Origin of the sequence: Leptolyngbya sp. FACHB-671 (genome assembly GCF_014695745.1) — a bacterium.
Taxonomy (GTDB): Bacteria; Cyanobacteriota; Cyanobacteriia; order Elainellales; family Elainellaceae; genus JAAUTN01.
Window position 1 is genome coordinate 37,867 of the sequence record NZ_JACJOV010000074.1, and the last position, 18,634, is coordinate 56,500.

An 18,634-nucleotide genomic window follows, 5' to 3' on the forward strand; every position below is an offset into this window, starting at 1 on the left:
TCACCCCTTCACATTGCCGATCGGGGTTAGTCTGACCACCCGCCGACTGATGCCTGCTAACTCTGCGGCTTCGATTACCTCATCGACATCCTTGTAAGCACCTCCCGCTTCCTCCGCCAACCCTGCATAGGAGGTACTGCGAACATAAATGCCCTTTTGCTGCATTTCTTTCTGAAGCTGCTGCCCCTGCCAGGTTTTGCGGGCTTTCGTGCGGCTCATCGTGCGTCCGCTGCCGTGGGCGGTGCTAAAAAAAGTTTGATCGCCTGTAGCTACGCCTGTAAGCAAATACGATCCCGTTTCCATGCTGCCACCAATAATCACGGGCTGACCGGTTTCTTGATAACGGTAGGGCAAATCACTCATGCCAGGACCAAAGGCGCGGGTGGCTCCCTTGCGGTGAACGAGCAGCGATCGCTCCTTACCATCCACGATATGTTTCTCTAACTTAGCGGTGTTGTGCGACACGTCGTAAACCATGTGCATTCCCAGAGCTTCGGGCGATCGCTCAAACACTTGAGAAAACACTTCACGAATGCGGTGTAAAATCACCTGTCGATTGGCAAAGGACATATTGATGCCACATTTCATCGCAGAAAAGTATGCTTGTCCTTCGGGGGAATTAAAGGGGGCACAGGCTAATTCGCGATCGAGGATTTTGATACCATACTTGCTTTCCATCACCTTGAGAAAGCTTTGCAGATAATCCGTCGCGATCTGATGCCCAAACCCACGGCTACCACAGTGAAACATTACCACCACCTGATCGGGACGGGTAATCCCCATCGCTTTAGCTAGATTCTTATCAAAAATATTTTCCCGTTTAGCAACCTGAATTTCCAGGTAATGATTACCGGAACCCAGCGTACCAATTTGGTGAACGCCGCGATCGATCGCCTTTTCACTAATCTTTTTGGCATCGGCTCCCTTTAAACAGCCTTGCTCTTCGATTAACTCCAAATCCTCTTCCCAGCCATAGCCATTATGAATGCACCATTGAGCTCCCTGCTCTGCCACCTTACGGAACTCATTACGGGAAAGTTTCACAAATCCAGTGCTGCCAACGCCTGCCGGAACCCGCTCATACAGCTTATCCACCAATTGTTTAATGTGCGGTTTGACCTCTTTGTAATCTAGATTGGTCGTCACTAGACGCATTCCACAGTTAATGTCAAATCCAATGCCACCAGGAGAAATGACGCCGCCCTGATCTATATCCATCGCTGCTACACCGCCGATCGGGAAGCCATAGCCAAAGTGTCCGTCGGGCATACACAAGGCATATTTGGTGATGCCGGGCAAAGTTGCGACATTGGTAATTTGGTCATAAACCGCATCATCCAATTCTCGAATCAATTTTTCAGTACCATAAATCCGCGCAGGTACCCGCATTCCATCCTTGTAAGAGACTGGAACCTCCCAAATGACATCCGAAATTTTGTTTAAGACATCGATAGGAGCCATGACTTTACCTCGTGAACTGCGCGAAGGATGTCTTCGACTTATGATTCATAGGGAACTGCGTCCAGTTTCTAAAGACACGGCAAAAAGAACCTCCCTCTATGGGTTTATCCATTGAGCGATTGTCACGAGTAGAGTTCGCACGGTTTCAGTAAGGTGTGACTGGGAGAATATTGACTTCTGCCACCACGGTTTCTAACCGGGTTACTGCACAGGGTTCAGCCCCTTGACAACCGCTGACACGCACTTGCCTATACTCCAAGCTGGCTCGTTGGTTCAGAAAGCGGTCTTGCTCCGCGCAAACATCAAAGGTGGCTCCGACATTCTCATATCGATCGCCTTCATCATCCACAATAGTGAGATAACACAGCACATCGTCACTCGCTACACTTTCAACTGTACCGACGGTTGGGTACTCCTCTGAATGAGGGGTTTGAGCAGCAGCAGGAACAACAGAAGGGACAAGAATTAAGGCGAAGAGTAAGGAAACACCGAGATTTAGACGTTGCATGGTTACGATGACCTCATTAAGTTGAATACGGTTGAAAAGGTAGATGCGATCGCACAACATAAACGAACTTACCAGCCAAGCAGACGACTAACCAGAAGGCAGTGAAGCCCACACGGCAACTAGCAAAGCCAATACCAGCAGATAAGCGAGTGGTACGAGGCTGACTTTGAAGGCGATCGCTGTTCTCCGAATTTTAGCCATCACCAGAGTCATGACAAGAGATACAAAATAAACTAATGGGTAACTGATAGACCCAATCAGGACGCTCTTAGCAACTACCGTCAATAGTGGTTCATTGTCCGTCCAAGGAGCAGCAAGGCTAATTGATACACCGATAAATACACCTGGATATATCAATAATGGCAACCCTCCAGCAATTAGGGAAAGCGCTATTCTGAAACGAACTGCTCTGCTACTTCGTAGCCGGTAATTTGAAATTCTTTGAGACATAGATGCAACCTACTGTTCCGAGTGTATAGGTAAGGCTCCGGGTAGACCAATTGCTACTTGTGTTTGGATAAACTCACTGTATGAAATTGGCTCTGGCTTGTCGTCCACTCAGAGTTGGCACTTTTATTAAACAAGTGATCAATCGTGAATCCATCTTGCAACGGGTTCTGAATGCCAACTAAAGTTGGCATTCAGAACCCACCATAAGCACAAGTTGCAAACTGACAATACTCTTCTTCAACACTTAATGCAGTGGCATTGCACAAATTGAGAATGATGCGGAAATTCCTAATATGCAAATCGCCCACTGTAGGGGCACGGCAATGCCGTGCCCCTACGAAAATCATTCGTTAAATGGGCACCCCTAATGCAGTTGCCCCCAATTGTATCAATCTCAGCAGAATCCGGAAGATTAAAGTGAAGTTGATTAGTATTAGCCGCTACATTGGATAAGCTGATGTGCCAAGTTCCTATCTATCGTGTAGCTACTCGTCTCGTGAAATGCTACTGAATTTTTTTTTGTTATCCGCTAATCTTTCAGAGGCGATCGCCTCTTGAATATTAAGAAGGTGAAGTATTATTGCTTCCACACCCGCTATAAAACGTGTCATCTATCGTAGGGATAGAAACAGTCAGTATGCTGTTAATTTAATCATGCTCAAAAGCTGACCCGATTGACCTTTCTATACCTAATATGAATAAAAACCGAACCTAGCCCTCTACTTCTATCCTGAGCACAAAAAAGAGAATGAGTATTACGATCGCTGGCTACGAGTTGCTCGAAGTTTTATATGAAGGAGCCACCACCTGCGTTTATCGAGCTAGGACGGCGTCTAAAAGCGATCTGGAACCAAATTCTGTCATTATCAAAACCCTAAAAGCCGAGTATCCGACCCTTGATCAATTGACTCGGTTGAGACACGAATATCAGATTCTTCAAGACTTAGATATCGCGGGAATTGCTAAACCATTAGGCTTAGAAAACTACCGCAATGGACTAGCCTTGATTCTGTCTGATTTTGATGGAGAATTGCTGGCTAAACTGATTGATTTGCAGTTCTCCAACGGGGTTGTCGCTACGCGACAGGTCAAGATAAACAATTTTTTACAAATTGCAATTCATTTAGCTTCAATTCTGGCGCAGCTTCATCAGCAGAACGTTATTCATAAGGATGTTAAGCCCCAGAATATTCTCGTTAATGAAGAAACAGGCGAAGTCAGGCTGATTGATTTCGGTATTGCGACCCGTCTATCTAGAGAAAATTTAACGATTACTAACGTTAATGTTCTCGAAGGCACGCTTTCATACATGTCTCCCGAACAGACGGGGAGAATGAACCGTTCAATTGATTACCGCACTGATTTTTATTCATTAGGCGTTACTTTTTATGAGATGTTGACGGGGCAGTTGCCATTTCAGGCGACCGATGCCCTGGAAATCATTCATTGCCACATTGCTAAAACACCGCTCTCGCCTCATTCGGTCAATTCAGACATTCCAGAAGTAGTGTCCGATATTGTGATGAAGTTACTGGCCAAGACGGCAGAAGACCGTTACCAAAGTGCACTAGGACTCAAGGCTGACTTAGAGACGTGTCTAGAGATGCTGCGGTCTTCTGGGGCGATCGCTCCCTTTAAAGTGGGAGAATTCGATCTATTTAGCCAATTTTCGATTCCAGAGAAGCTATATGGGCGCGATCGCGAAGTTAGTTTGTTAATGGATACCTTCGCTCGCGTCAGTGCTGGTAAAACTGAAGCCATATTGGTGAAGGGTTACTCTGGCATCGGTAAAACATCGTTAGTCAATGAGATCCGTAAACCCATTGTTGGAGCGAGAGGATACTTCATCCCTGGTAAATTTGACCAGTTTCAACGCAATATTCCTTACTCTGCAATTATCACTGCCTTTCAATCATTAGTGAAACAACTTTTGACTGAAAGTGAAACCCGACTCACACAGTGGCGAACCAAACTTTTAGCGGCTCTGGGCAACAACGCCCAAGTCATTATTGATGTTGTTCCAGATGTGGAGTTAATTATTGGCAAGCAACCTGCTGCTCCTAACCTGGCACCTACGGAAGCACAGAACCGATTTAATCTCGTTTTTCAAAACTTCATCCGAGTCTTTTGTTCAGCAGAACATCCCTTAGTCCTGTTTTTAGACGACTTGCAGTGGGCTGATTCCGCCACGCTAAAGCTGCTGGATGTGATCTTGATGGACGTAGAAACAGGCTATTTATGCTTAATTGGAGCCTATCGAGATAATGAGGTTAATCCAAGCCATCCTTTAGTCATGGCTTTAAACACTCTACGATCTAAAGCCGTTGTCATTCATGAAATCAATTTAGCGCCCTTAGCCCTCGTAGATATTAGTAATCTTATTGCTGACACGCTGCATAGTGATGATTCTGTTCAACCATTGGCTGAACTAATCATCCGCAAAACATCAGGTAACCCATTCTTTGTCAATCAGTTTCTCAAAACGCTACATCAAGAAAACCTTTTGACTTCTGAAACTCCAGCTAGTGTAGACAAAGCTTATTGGCAATGGGATATTACACAGATTGAAGCGATCGACATTACAGACAATGTCATTGAATTAATGATTCAGAAGTTACGAAAACTACCTGAATCAACTCAGCACGTCTTGCAGTTAGCGGCTTGTGTGGGTAGTGCGTTTGACTTGCAGGCGCTTTCCACAATTCATGGGCGATCGCCAGTCCATACTTATCAAGATCTTTTGCCAGCGATTGAAGAAGGTTTAGTCTTACCTATCTCTGAGCTAACCCTTACACAAAATTTGACTGATACGCATCCAGTCAACCTAGAATCTAGATTTCTGCATGACCGAGTGCAACAGGCAGCATACGCCCTGATTGACAATAGTTCTAAGGAAGCGACTCACTTGCAAATTGGTCGTTTGCTTCGACAAAACATGTCACCCGAAACATTATCAGAAAAGATATTTGAGATTGTCGATCATCTCAACTTAGGAATCAAGCTCATTACAGATACAGCAGAACGAACCGAAGTCGCCCAACTTAATTTAATAGCTGGACAGAAAGCCAAAGCAGCAATGGCTTGTGCTGTGGCTACAGAATATTTACAAACAGGGATGAACTTCCTCGCAGAAGATAGCTGGACTCATCAGTACGAACTTACGTTAGCACTGCATACCGAAGCGGCAGAGTCAGCCCATCTGAGCGGTGACTTTAAAGCAATGCAGAGATTCATCGACCCCGTACAAAATCACGGTAACAGCCTATTAGACAAATTAAAGGTTTATGAAATCCAGATTCAAACTCATGTACTGCAAAACAAGCTGCTAGATGCAGTGAATACAGCATTACAAGCCCTAAAGCTATTGGGGGTAAATTTTCCCGAACAGCCAACTCCATCTGATATTGGGCAAGCACTTTCAGAAACTGCGGCAATTTTGAACGGCAAGCAAATTGAGGATTTAGTTGATCTGCCTCAAATGAGCGACCCCTATCAATTGGCAGCTATTAGACTTTTAGCGAGTATCTTTGCTCCTGCTTATATTGCGGCTCCTACCCTGTTGCCGTTGACGCTATGTAAACAGGTAGATTTATCCGTTCAATATGGCAATGCTTCCGTTTCTCCGATGGCTTATGCCAATTATGGTCTTCTGCTGTGTGGAGTTGTGGGAGATATTGATTCGGGCTATCAGTTTGGACAACTCGCGTTAAATCTGCTGTCAACATTAAACGCTCAAGAAATTATCACCAAAACAACCGTCATCGTTAATATATTTATTCGTCCCTGGAAAGAGCATCTGAGACAAACCTTAGAGCCTTTGCTATCAGCTTACTCTAGCGGAATGGAGACAGGAGATTTAGAATTTGGGGCTTTTGGTCTGTTAGTGTATTCCTATTTTTCTTACTACAGCGGCAAAGAACTGAATGCCCTTGAAAAAGAGATGGCAGTCAATAGAGAGGCAATTGATAAAATTAAGCAAAAAACAGCGCTTAATTATCATGAAATCTATTGGCAGTCTGCCTTGAATTTGTTAGGAAAAAGCGAAAATCCTTGCTGTCTTCAGGGTGAAGCGTTTGACGAGCAGATCAGATTGCCACTACACGAGCAAGCAAACGACAAAGCAGCGATCGCCTACATTTATTTGAACAAACTTCTACTCTGCTATTGGTTTGAAAATTACTCAGAAGCAATTGAACATGCTGCAACTGAAGAGAAGTATTTGGATGCAGTGGTTGCGACCCCTCACATTCCTCTCTTCCATTTCTATGATTCTTTAGCAAAACTGGCGGTTTACTCTGATGCTTCACAGTCAGAGCAACAAGGCATTCTGGATAGCGTAAAAGCTAATCAAGAAAAAATGCAAAGATGGGTACATTTTGCGCCAATGAACCATCTTCATAAATTTCATCTCGTTGAGGCAGAAAGGCATCGAGTTTTAGGCGAAGAAGTAGAAGCAATGGAACGGTATGACCAAGCCATTGCTCTTGCTAAAGAAAACGAATATGTGAACGAAGAAGCACTGGCTTATGAACTGGCTGCTAAATTTTATCTAAGCTGGGGAAAAGAAGCGATCGCCCAACTCTATCTGCAAAAAGCACATTATGCTTATCAGGTTTGGGGTGCTCAGGCTAAAGTTGAGCATTTAGAAGAGAAGTATCCCCAATTACTAGACAGAACAACCTATAGTAGAAGCAATACAGATCATCAAACAACTGTCTCTACTCACAATCATTTTGAAACTGGCACTAGCTTAGATTTAACAACCGTGATGAAAGCCGCTCAGGCATTTTCGGGTGAAATCGTTTTAAGCAGGCTGCTAAACAAGTTGATGCAAATTGTGCTTGAAAATGCGGGAGCAGAAACTGGGATATTAATTCTGGACAAAGCTGAAAAACTTTTCATCGAAGCAACGGGACATGTTAATCAAAGTGAGATTGTTGTGCAGCAATCTATTGCTGTAGAAATGAATCGGTCATTACCACAGTCCATCATCAACTATGTCCGGCAAACCCAGGAAAATGTTGTTTTAAAGGATGCGACTCGTGAGGGAATTTTCACGACAGACGACTACATTCTGAATCACCAACCCAGATCCATTTTGTGTACGCCAATTGTGCATCAAGGCAAGCTGATTGGCATTCTTTATTTGGAAAATAATTTAACAACAGGTGCTTTCACGGCAGAGCGAGTAGAAGTTTTACAGCTGTTATCGTCACAAGCTGCTATTTCAATCGAGAATGCCCGTCTCTATCAAGATTTGGCTACCGCCAATGCTGGTTTAAAGCGATCGCACGAACAGTTAGCCGACTATAGCAAAACCCTAGAAGTAAAAGTAAAAGAGCGAACCGTACAGCTTCAGCACGAAGTGCGCGATCGCCAACGCGCCGAAGAAATTGCTCAGTCTGCCAATCGAGCCAAGAGCGAATTTCTGGCAAACATGAGCCACGAACTGCGTACCCCGCTAAACGGCATTTTGGGGTACACCCAGATTTGCCAAAAAGACCGAGCCTTATCGGAACAGCAAAAGAATCGCATTTCAATCATCCATCACTGTGGAGAACACCTACTCACGCTGATTAACGATGTTTTAGATCTTTCTAAAATTGAAGCCCGCAGAATGGAACTGTATCCGAGAGAGTTTCATCTCGCTGACTTCCTGCAAAGCATTGTAGAAATTTGTAGAATTAAAGCTGAACAAAAAGGAATTTCCATAACTTATCAATCGCGCTCTCCCCTGCCCAAGGTCATTCGAGCGGATGACAAACGCCTACGTCAAGTTCTGCTAAATCTGCTGGGCAATGCTGTCAAATTCACCGAAGCGGGAGCGATCGCCTTCACAGTGGGGTATCACGAGCAAAAAATTCGCTTTCAAGTCGAGGACTCCGGCATTGGCATTGCCTCCAACCATCTAAGTGAGATTTTTAAGCCGTTCCAACAGGTGGGTGAAGACAGCCGTAAGACAGAAGGAACAGGGTTAGGGTTAGCCATCAGCGGTCAACTGGTTGAGATGATGGGCGGAACGCTTCAGGTCAAGAGTACCCTGGGAATAGGCAGTACCTTTTGGTTTGATCTAGACTTGCCGACCGCTGATGCATTGATGGAGGCTGCTCATGCTTCAAAGCGCACAATTATTGGAGTCAAAGGTGACAAGCCCAAGATTTTAATCGTAGATGACAAACCCACCAACCGCTCTGTCCTGATTAATCTCTTAGAACCCATCGGGTTTGACGTGCTAGATGCTGTGGATGGACAAGACGGACTCAACAAAGCACAGTCTTTTCAGCCCCATGTCATCCTGATTGACTTAGTCATGCCCAAGTTAGACGGTTTTGAGGCAACCCGTCGACTTAGAGCCATGCCAGCCCTGAAAGACGTTATTGTGATCGCAGTCTCAGCCAGCGTTTTTGAATTCGATCACCAACAGAGCCTCCAGGTCGGCTGCAACGACTTTCTGGCAAAACCGATTCAAGAAGATAATTTGCTTCAGAAATTGCAAGAACACCTGAAACTGGAATGGATTTACGAGAATGAGAGTGAAGTCGGGGAATCCTCGAAGAATGTAGACAACCAGGACAGCCAGGTGAGTTTCTCAACTTCTGACCTCTTAATCCCGCCCGCAGAAGAAATCGCTATTTTCCTGGACCTAGCAATGCGAGGAGATTTGCGAGCCATCGCTAAACGAGCTACGCAGCTAGAGGAGGCAAACCAGCAGTGGAGTCCTTTTGCCGCTCACCTACGACAGCTTGCCAAGGGCTTTAAAGGACGGCAGATTCTGGAATTTTTACAGCAATTTTAAGAGGTTTTCATGGCTACAGGGACTGCGGAAGAAGGTGTGATTTTGATCGTGGATGATACCCCCACGAATCTAGATGTGCTGCTCGATTTACTAGAGGCTGCTGGGTTCAAAGTGGTGGTGGCTGAAGATGGGGAAAGAGCGATCGCCCTGGCAGAATACGCCCCACCTGATTTGATTTTGCTAGACATCCTTATGCCCGGTATAGACGGGTTTGAAACCTGCCGTCGGCTCAAAAGCAAGCCAGCTACCCAGGAAATTCCAATTATTTTTCTGACCGCGGTTAGCGATAACGACGACAAGGTCAAAGGCTTAAATCTTGGAGCAGTTGATTACATCACTAAACCGCTCAACCACGAAGAGGTTCTAGCGCGAGTCAACACTCACGTTCGACTGCAAAATTTAGCCAAGCGGCTAACAGAACAGAATGAGCGGCTAGAAAAGGAAATCCAACAGCGTCAGCAGCTAGAAGCAGAACGCGAGCAAGCATTTAAAGCACTACAGCGTAGTGAAGCTCGATTTAGACATTTAATCGAGTCCAACGTGATTGGGGTGATTTTTAGCATGGCTGATGGCAGGATTACAGATGCCAATGACGCCTTCCTCCAAATCATTGGATACAGTCGCGCTGACCTACAGGCTGGAAAGATCAATTGGCAGACCCTTACGCCTCCAGAATATGATTATCTCAATCAGGCAGCAATAGCAGAACTAGCCAGTTCTGGAGCGTTTAGTGCTTTTGAGAAAGAATATTTCCGCAAGGATGGACACCGCATTCCTGTGATGATCGGCGGGGCTTTGCTGGATGAATCTGAAGAGGCGATCGTTAGCTTTGTGCTTGATTTGACACAGTACAAGCAAGCAGAAGACAAGATCCGGGAACAGGCAGCTCTACTCAACATCACAACAGATGCCATCCTGGTACGAGACTTAAACAACAAAATTAAGTATTGGAATAAGGGAGCAGAGCAAGTCTACGAATGGAAGGCTGAAGAGGTCATCAACCAGGACGCAAATCGGCTCTTGTATCGGTTAGACTCGCTTGACCAACTTGAAACGGCTCAAAGAGGCTTAATGGAGTGCGGTACCTGGCAAGGCGAATTGCATCAGGTGAATAAACAGGGCAAAGAAATCATCGTCGCTAGCCGTTGGACATTAATGCGCGATGCCCAGGGGCAACCCAAATCTGTTTTGACGGTTAATACAGACATCACTGAGAAGAAACAGCTCGAGAGCCAATTCTTGCGAACGCAACGGCTCGAAAGCTTGGGCACTCTTGCAGGTGGTATTGCTCATGATCTCAACAACATTCTGACTCCCATTTTAAGTACGGCACAGCTGTTGCAGTTGAAGTTTCCCAATGCCGACGAGCAAAGTAAGCATTTGCTTAAAATCGTTGAAACCAACACCAAACGTGGGGCAGCTCTGGTCAAGCAAGTGCTTCAGTTTGCTCGCGGTGTCGAGGGCAAACGGACGATCGTGCAGGTCAAGCACCTAGTCCACGAGATTGAGCAGATTGCTGAAAAGACATTTCCTAAATCTATTGAGTTGTCGACTAATGTGGAGCCAGAGCTTTGGTTAGTGTCTGGAGACGCGACCCACCTACATCAGGTGCTGATGAATCTAGTCGTCAATGCGCGTGATGCGATGCCTCACGGCGGCACACTCACCATTTCTGCTAAAAACCTGTTTATAGATGAACACTACGCCCGCATGAATCTTGACGCATCCGTTGGTTCTTATATTGGGCTGAGCGTCAAAGATACCGGAACCGGGATGTCAACCGAAATCGTAGATAGAATTTTTGAACCGTTTTTCACCACGAAAGAGATTGGGAAAGGGACAGGGTTAGGACTTTCTACGGTAAGAGGTATTGTCAAGAGTCACAGAGGATTTATCGAGGTATTGAGCAAAGTGGGCGAAGGAACTGAATTTAGAGTGTTTTTACCAGCCGTCGAAGCCTCCGTTTCTCCCCGAGTAGAGCCTGCTGCCTCATCCAACGGGAATGCAGAATGGATTCTCGTGGTGGACGATGAAACGGCAGTTTTAGAAACAATCAAAGTTTCGCTAGAAGCCTACAACTATCATGTGTTGACAGCCAATGATGGGATTGAAGCAATTGCACTTTGCGCTCAATACAAACACAGAATTGCTGTTGCGCTGGTCGATATGATGATGCCCTCTATGGATGGCATCACAACCATTCAAACTCTCCTAAAAATTGATCCGCAGATCAAGGCGATCGCCATCAGTGGATTTGTGTCTAACGGTAAGTTGAGAGAGGCTAGCGGAATCAAAGGTTTTGTTGTGAAGCCCTACACCATTCAAGAGCTGCTGCAAACGTTGCAGGCTGTATTAGAACAGCCCGTTCAACCAGGATTTCAGCCCAATATCAATATCAATTCCCTCTAAGGCTATTTCTCAACGATTTCCCAAAGGTGCGTAACCTCAGCTTTAGCGTAGATAGACATCAGTTCAAATCCTTGTTGGGTCTGGAGCGTTTCACGAAATCTGTAAGACGCATCAAACAAGAAGCGCTCTCCCGGATAGGCAGGAATTCGAGGAATCTCAGGTGGGAAAACCAGCAACATGGGAGTATCTGGCTGTAAATAGCGGCTGGTAGCAAGCAGCGCAATGGGGTCAGCATCACTAATGAGCAAAGGTCGATTGGATCCATTTAGAATGTCGGCGACTGGTAGATAATGTCCGCTGCGATCGCGGCTTTTTGTCCACCAAACGTCTGCCTGCGCACTAAGGGAATTACCAATCACACCCAATGTAATAAGGATTGCCAAAAATGCTTTTGCAATTCTGCGTTGGCGCACCTTCTCACCATTCAGTTGGGTTGCAATTAGATAGGAAACGGCAAGCTGAACTCCTAAACAGCATGGAGTTGCATATCGCATCAGAGTAGAGCGTCGACCTCCCAGAATGACGTCTGGCAAGAGCAAGGTGAGCGCAGTCACTCCAGTTAAGCTAAGCACAAATAGCCAAACTGACCTGGGTGTTTTGCGGCAAAGAAAGTAAAGGGAATAGATCGTCAAAACCACAAACAGGATATTTAACGAACCTTGTTCATGGTCAAGAAAAATCCGGTTGAAATTGAGAAACCACTTGTCTATCAGTGATGAAAAAGTCAAGCCCCTGCGGGAACCTGCTGTGATGTCGTGAATTTTGAAAAACCCTGAAATGACGACAATTAACCAGGGTGTAAAAGACAAAATTCCAGCCCCCGAAGCGAGCAGGTAAGGCTTAAATGCTTTATCACGCAGATTTTTGCTTAGCAGAACATAAATGCCGTGGCTCACGCTCACCAACACCGCTAAGAGGTGAGCATAAAGCCCCAATGCAATGGTGATTGCGTAAAGCCCCCAGTTCACAGCTTTCCCCAGCCGAATTGCTTTGAGCAGGGCTGCACTAGATAGCAGAATTGTGACGGTCCAGAGGCTATATTCTCTCGCTTCCTGAGAATACAGCACGTGGAAGGGGGAGATGGCAATGACTGCCATTGCGATTAATCCGACCTGGGCAGAACCAAACAGTTCCAGGCAAAGCCAGTAGGCGCAGGGAAGTGCCAAAACGCCAATTACCGCAGTCAGGCTTCTCATGGCAGCAACTGAACTACCAAACCAGCTTGCCCACAGCCGCGCCATCAGATAGTAGAGGGGTGGATGCTCGGCGTTTCCGGCGAGGGCGGTGAGGGTATCACCCAGGTCTTTTTCGGGGCTGGGCTGCTGGAATTGCTGAAGCTGCTCAGCGGTAATGATTTCACCGTCAAATGCTTTTTGAACCAGTTCTGTCTCGGTGTGACCAAAGATTCGCAAAGAGGTGAGCGTTTCGTCATGCCAGTAGACTTTGCGGTCGAGGTTAACAAAGCGAAAAAAGATGCCGAGAACCAGCACAATCGCGATGAAGACGTGTAACCCGGTTAAATGTTTCCTCAAACGCCATATTGATTTGCTGTTCATACTCAAAGCGGTTTCTCAGCAGGTTCGATCTTTCACAGAAGCTTACAATATTTCAGGCTGATTCAGTTGCAGGGGTGGACGATGGTTCACCCTACAATCGGATGTGAGCAACCTGTACCTTCCTTATCGCTGCTATTCTAATGGCTCGTCTACATCACTTGTTTATGTCTGAAACGGCTCATAAATCTGGGTCTCAGCTAAAGTTTTGGTTTGGCTTTAGTTTAGCTTTCGCGGCAATTTATGGCATTTTGGGGCTTCAGCAGGCGTTTGGCAGTGAGTATGTGGTGCAGGATGATGCTCGTCAACATGTTTTTTGGATGCAGCGGTTCATGGATGCGGCGCTGTTTCCAGGAGACTTGATTGCTGACTATTTTCAGTCTGCTGTACCCGTTGGCTACACCAGTTTGTATCGGTTGGGAGCTTTGCTGGGCATTGACCCGATGATTTTTAATAAGCTGCTGCCGATCGCCCTCGGTCTAATCACGACGGGCTTTGTGTTTGGCATCAGTATGCAGATTTTGCCGATTCCGGTGACGGGTTTCCTAACGACGCTGCTGCTGAATCAAAACGTGTGGATGAAGGACGATCTGTCCTCTGCGACCCCTAGAGCCTTTCTGTATCCGCTATTTGCAGCTTTTCTGTATTTTTTGCTGCAGCGATCGCTCCTCCCGATGCTGGGGGCGATCGCCCTTCAGGGATTGTTTTACCCGCAATGTGTCCTAATCTCAGCCGGAATTCTCTGCCTCCAACCGCTTCAGTGGAATCAGGGGAAACCAGGCTTTTCTAAAGTTCGGTCAGACTATGAATTTTGTTTGGCAGGTCTAGCTGTAGCGGTACTGGTGCTATTGCCATTTGCACTGCAATCCTCAGAATTTGGCCCGACGATTACACCTGCTGAGGCGCGAGAATTGGCTGACTTTGGTGAGGATGGGCGATCGCGCTTTTTCATCAAAGATCCGTTTGAGTTTTGGCTGGTGGCAGAGCGCAGCGGTATCTTTCCGGCGCTGTGGGTGCCCCGATTGATGCTGAGCGGTTTACTATTGCCGATCATCTGGCGCTTTCCTGATCGCTTTCCGCTGCTGCGGCAGGTGACCAGTCAGGGGAAGCTACTGTCGCAGATCATTTTGGCATCAGTGGGTTTGTTTTTCATCGCGCATCTGTTGCTGTTTAAGCTTCAGCTACCCAGCCGCTATACTCAGCACAGCTTTCGCTTTGTCATGGCAATTGCAGCGGCGATCGCTATTACGGCAATTCTGGATGCTCTATTTCAGTGGGCAAATCGACCAGGCGATCGGGTCGCCTACAAAAAACTTCTAGCCGTGGGGCTTACTGCCCTGCTGAGCGGCGGACTGATTTTTTACCCCAGCCTGGTCGAAGAATTTCCTCAGCCTAACTACAAAGTCGGTGAAATTCCAGCCCTATATGAGTTTTTTCAGCAGCAGCCCAAAGATACGCTGATTGCTTCCTTGTCTAACGAAATTAACAACATTCCCTCCTTTGCTCAGCGATCGATTTTGGTCGGTCGGGAATATGCCATTCCCTATCAGCTTGGCTACTATCGCAAGTTTCGAGAGCGTGTTGTTGATTTAATTCGAGCGCAATACAGCTCCGATTTATCCGCTGTGAAGGCGTTTATTCAGCAATATGGAATTGACTTTTGGGTGCTGGAGCAAGATTCACTCACCGCCGAATATGTCGTAGACGAACGCTGGGTCAGGCAGCACGAAGAAGTTGCGGCAGAAGTAGTCACCACGATGCAGCAAGGCAACGTCCCTGCACTGAGCCGCGCATTAGAACAGTGTTCTGCCTTCGAAGTTGAAAATTTGATCGTGTTACAAGCTGACTGCCTTTTAGGATTGTCAGACTGAACTCACAGCCGTTTCCCCTTGGATAAACCACAAATCCCTGTAGGGGTCGTTCGCGAACGACCCCTACGCTATGGACCCATCGGAACATGGCTGTAATATTGCTTCTATACCTAGCTATATTCCGCCAAAGGTTTTGTCTGCAGAAGTTCCTGGCTCAGTGCCTGATGAATTTGCCCATTGGTTGCCAGAATTCGTCCCGAATTAATCACAAAAGGGCTTTCATCATAAGCAGTCACCTGACCGCCTGCCTCTTCTACCAAGATGACTCCAGCAGCCATATCCCAGGGTGATAGTCCCCGTTCCCAGTAGCCATCTAATCGCCCACAGGCAATATATGCTAGGTCAATGGAGGCAGACCCACCGCGCCGTACTCCCTGAGTTAGATGGGTCAGGCGGCAGAACTCAGCATAGTTATTGTCAGGGGTTTCGCGGCGATCGTAAGCAAAGCCTGTCACCAGTAGGCTTTTACCTAACTCAGCAGTTTTTGAAACATAGATGGGGCGGCGGTTGCGGGTTGCTCCCAGTCCTTTTGCAGCCCGAAACAAATCCTCGTGAAATGGATCAAAAATTGCGCCAACTTGTGGAACTCCATCAATCAGCAAACCGACCGAAACGGAGCAAAAGGGATATTGGTGGGCATAGTTGGTGGTGCCATCCAGCGGGTCGATCGCCCACAGATACTCACTGGTCGCTTCTCCCAGTTGCCCTGACTCTTCCGCCAGGATGGGATGGTCGGGCAGATGCCGCTGCAACACTTCCAAAACGGCTACCTCTGACGCTTTGTCTGCCTCAGTTACCAGATCTCCGGGTCGTCCTTTTTCCTGAATTTCCTCCAGTTTCCCCCAGTAAGATTGCAAAACTGCTCCTCCTGCAAGGGCCGCTTCGGTTGCAATATCGAGCAGGGTTTGGAGTTGGGCGGAGGAGTGGGGCATGGGATTGGGGGTTAGAGGTTGGGAAGGAGGGAAGACATTAACTGGGGCAAGAGATGGTTTCGTCTGGCGATCGCTGTTGTCGAAATTCACAGGGTAATTGTCGCATTGGCTGCTGCGGATTCCAAATGCCAACGCCTAAGAGTCGCGCTTTTTCTTGGGCACGGGTGAGGCGATCGCCATATTTGGGGTGGGGCGTCCCGACTGATAGCGCCAAACCGTCCTCAACTAACTGCTGGTTGACTAGTACGTCATTCAGCCAGACATAGCCCCAAATTCGGTCATAGCTGTCTCGCGTTGCTACATCTGCCTCTAGCAAAACCGTCTGTCCCTCTACCAGTTCTGCCAATCGTTCTCTCGCCTCGGTTCCCCACGGTTCCTGCTCTGGATGAGGCGCATCAATTCCTATCAGTCGAACTTCCTGATTGAGAACTGTTTGTCCAGTCGGGTCTAAAACCTCAATAGTTTGTCCACTAACGGCTCGCGACACCTGCACCGCTGTGCCTTGAGGCTTAATAGATGCTTGACAGCCGATGAGCAACAGACAGCAAAGAAGCAGGAGAAATTCCCTAATCTTCATCCAACGGTAAACCTGCTCGAACCCGTCCTTTGCCAAAATAGCGACCAAACTGAAGCTCATACACCTCGTCTTCATTTTGAGTCTCTACCTCCAGATCCGAGCGAGGATAGCTAACACATAACAGCGCATAGCCAGAATCCTTTAGCTTGGGAGAAAGCCCCATTGCTTCAGGCTGGTGAATTTCACCAGAGAGTACTCGCACCGCACAGGCTGTGCAAGCTCCATTGCGGCACGAAAAAGGCAATTGCACGCCCTGCTCCTCAGCAGTTTGCAAAATATAGCGATCTTCAGGAACCTGTACCGTGTGATAGGTTTCTGTCTGGCTATTGTGAATCCGGACAGTGTAAGAGCGAATCATGGATCTCGATAACCAGAAAAACACACAACCTCTGTATGATAAAGCGCTCTGCGCCCAACAAAGCATCACTTTAAGAGCTACCGTTCACGCACGAGGTCTAATATAAGACTGGGTTTGCTATTTTTAATAAAGCCTAAAGTCGTAAAATCAGACGTTTTGGATCAGCTATTGAACGACCCAACCGATCAACCCGCTCAAGCCAAGCGTCGCTGTGTCTTGGTTTGCCAGCACCGCTCTTGCCTGCGAAGTGGCTCGGCTGATGTGTTGGCTGCCTTTCAAGCTGCTGCAACTCCTGGCGTATTTGTCAGCGCTAGCGATTGCATGGGGCAGTGCGGTTCTGGGCCAACGGTGAAGGTTGCTCCTGACAACACGTGGTATTGCCGGGTTAAGCCCACTGATGTACCTGTGATCATTGAGCAGCACTTGCAGTCGGACAAACCTGTAGAAGCATTGCTGCATCCCCGGTTTCATCCTCGGATGGATGCTTTCTCATCCCAAGACTAAAAAAGCAGGGGCGGAATGCACCCCTGCTTCAAATTTAATAAAACTTATATTCTAAACTTCGCCGTGTGCCTCATCGTTCTTGCTGGGTGACGAGTTGTAGAGTGCATCAAGCTGCTCACGCGCATCTTCAACCGTGAAGGAGCGCATCACCAAGAATGGCTCATTCACAATGTTCCCAGCCTCATCCAACAGTTCTGGGTGGGGCACAGAACGCACTCGCCCATATCCTACTTGAGGCTGACCCGTTGAGTTGGGTGAAAATCGACCTTGCGGAGCATAAGAACGCTGAGACTCAATGCCAAGCGTCATTAAATTGCGAATCAAATTGCCAACCGCTAGAAACGCCAAAACTGTAAAGGCAAGAATGTAAATTAGATGTAACATAACCGCTCTCCTTTCGACCGACTGCTCACCGGGACAAAATACTCTTACTAAAACGCGCTCTTGGTAGTTACAGAACCTGAAGCCATGCAGACGACTAAATCGACTGCAACAAAAGTACCTATCTAACTTGTAGGGTATTCAGCTAATCTAAGCATCCATATTTTCTCAGATTTTTGCCTCAACCATAGGCTTAGGAACTTAATCAACCGGATTTTCTAAGCGAAATTGAATGGCAACCTGCCAGCACTCCGTAACCAACTGATGCCAAGGCATTAATACCGAAGTTTCTACCCCAACCTGGTTGTCAGTTGCTTTCATCAACATTTGAGCACTGCTAACCTGCTGCTGGGCTTGTTTGACTCGCTCTAACAGGTCTGCCTGCTTCTCGTCACCCAAAAAGTTGATGGTTTGGGATTCGAGTAAAGTGCGCGATCGCCCAAACCAATACTGAAAATCTTCCAGCAGAGGCTCCAACAAAGTCTTGAGCAGCTCAGGCTCAGGCACATTGAAATTAGAAGAGTTAAACATTGATTCAGATATAAAATTCTAGCTTAACTAAAATCTTAACTTAATTTACGTTTCGTAACAATTATTAGAAGGGAATTAGGGGCTAGGGGCTGGGGGCTAGGGTTAAGAATAAGGATCAGCTTCTGCTCGCTAACTTTTCATCCTTCATCCTTCCTCGTCCCCCGTGTAAGATAGAGGCTGTAGAATACTCAACCCTATGACCTATGCGAACTAGCACAGCTTTAACCCCAAACCGAACTACGGAATTGCTGAACGACTCATTCTTTGACCGATTTTGTCCATTTGTAGTCTCTATCAACCGAT

13 protein-coding genes are annotated in these 18,634 nt (G+C 46.9%); 4 read left to right on the forward strand and 9 right to left on the reverse strand.

Translation table 11 applies throughout. The annotated features are described in order from the left end of the window. The 3 genes from H6F93_RS09215 to H6F93_RS09225 all read right to left on the reverse strand — a co-directional run bounded on the left by H6F93_RS09215 (nt 1) and on the right by H6F93_RS09225 (nt 2,419). A complete protein-coding gene (locus tag H6F93_RS09215) occupies nt 1-1,461 on the reverse strand; it encodes an RtcB family protein (RefSeq protein ID WP_190680180.1) in 1,461 nt (486 codons plus the stop codon). Between the two features lie 145 nt (nt 1,462-1,606). Then, a complete protein-coding gene (locus H6F93_RS09220; RefSeq protein ID WP_190680181.1) occupies nt 1,607-1,969 on the reverse strand; it encodes a hypothetical protein in 363 nt (120 codons plus the stop codon). Nucleotides 1,970-2,056: 87 nt separating this feature from the next. Beyond that, nucleotides 2,057-2,419: a hypothetical protein gene (locus H6F93_RS09225; protein ID WP_206755718.1), complete on the reverse strand. Its 363-nt coding sequence runs from the start codon at nt 2,417-2,419 to the stop codon at nt 2,057-2,059. A 748-nt stretch (nt 2,420-3,167) separates the two neighbouring features. Between H6F93_RS09225 and H6F93_RS09230 the strand changes: the two genes are divergently transcribed. Both H6F93_RS09230 and H6F93_RS09235 read left to right on the forward strand, forming a co-directional pair. Then, nucleotides 3,168-9,215 (forward strand): hybrid sensor histidine kinase/response regulator, encoded by a 6,048-nt coding sequence (locus H6F93_RS09230; protein ID WP_190680182.1) that lies wholly within the window; start codon nt 3,168-3,170, stop codon nt 9,213-9,215. Nucleotides 9,216-9,224: 9 nt separating this feature from the next. Beyond that, complete coding sequence (locus H6F93_RS09235) at nt 9,225-11,624, forward strand: hybrid sensor histidine kinase/response regulator (protein ID WP_190680183.1); 2,400 nt, start codon at nt 9,225-9,227, stop codon at nt 11,622-11,624. A 2-nt stretch (nt 11,625-11,626) separates the two neighbouring features. Here H6F93_RS09235 and H6F93_RS09240 read toward each other — a convergent pair whose 3' ends face one another. Beyond that, the gene (locus tag H6F93_RS09240) at nt 11,627-13,180 is read right to left on the reverse strand and encodes a glycosyltransferase family 39 protein (RefSeq protein WP_190680184.1); all 1,554 of its coding nucleotides are present in this window, start codon (nt 13,178-13,180) and stop codon (nt 11,627-11,629) included. A gap of 140 nt (nt 13,181-13,320) precedes the next feature. Between H6F93_RS09240 and H6F93_RS09245 the strand changes: the two genes are divergently transcribed. Further along, nucleotides 13,321-15,048, forward strand: a complete 1,728-nt coding sequence (locus H6F93_RS09245; protein WP_190680185.1) for a hypothetical protein — start codon at nt 13,321-13,323, stop codon at nt 15,046-15,048. A gap of 110 nt (nt 15,049-15,158) precedes the next feature. Here the strand turns inward: H6F93_RS09245 and H6F93_RS09250 are convergent, their stop codons facing one another. The 3 genes from H6F93_RS09250 to H6F93_RS09260 are packed head-to-tail and all read right to left on the reverse strand — an operon-like array spanning nt 15,159 to nt 16,915. Beyond that, on the reverse strand, nt 15,159-16,070 hold the full coding sequence (locus H6F93_RS09250) for an inositol monophosphatase family protein (protein WP_524537921.1): 912 nt from the start codon (nt 16,068-16,070) through the stop codon (nt 15,159-15,161). Beyond that, a complete protein-coding gene (locus H6F93_RS09255) occupies nt 16,018-16,617 on the reverse strand; it encodes a thermonuclease family protein (protein WP_242043366.1) in 600 nt (199 codons plus the stop codon). The genes H6F93_RS09250 and H6F93_RS09255 overlap by 53 nt, the downstream gene beginning before the upstream one ends. Continuing rightward, the gene (locus H6F93_RS09260) at nt 16,547-16,915 is read right to left on the reverse strand and encodes a 2Fe-2S iron-sulfur cluster-binding protein (protein WP_190646023.1); all 369 of its coding nucleotides are present in this window, start codon (nt 16,913-16,915) and stop codon (nt 16,547-16,549) included. The genes H6F93_RS09255 and H6F93_RS09260 overlap by 71 nt, the downstream gene beginning before the upstream one ends. Before the next feature lie 156 nt (nt 16,916-17,071). Here H6F93_RS09260 and H6F93_RS09265 point away from each other — a divergent pair, with 156 nt between their 5' ends. Further along, nucleotides 17,072-17,419 carry a (2Fe-2S) ferredoxin domain-containing protein gene (locus tag H6F93_RS09265; RefSeq protein ID WP_242043367.1) on the forward strand — a complete coding sequence of 116 codons (348 nt, stop codon included), beginning with the start codon at nt 17,072-17,074 and terminating at the stop codon, nt 17,417-17,419. A gap of 51 nt (nt 17,420-17,470) precedes the next feature. Here H6F93_RS09265 and H6F93_RS09270 read toward each other — a convergent pair whose 3' ends face one another. Continuing rightward, nucleotides 17,471-17,803 (reverse strand): DUF2973 domain-containing protein, encoded by a 333-nt coding sequence (locus H6F93_RS09270; protein WP_190646021.1) that lies wholly within the window; start codon nt 17,801-17,803, stop codon nt 17,471-17,473. Between the two features lie 198 nt (nt 17,804-18,001). Beyond that, nucleotides 18,002-18,331 (reverse strand): DUF2605 domain-containing protein, encoded by a 330-nt coding sequence (locus H6F93_RS09275; RefSeq protein WP_190680186.1) that lies wholly within the window; start codon nt 18,329-18,331, stop codon nt 18,002-18,004. Nucleotides 18,332-18,634 lie beyond the last annotated feature (303 nt).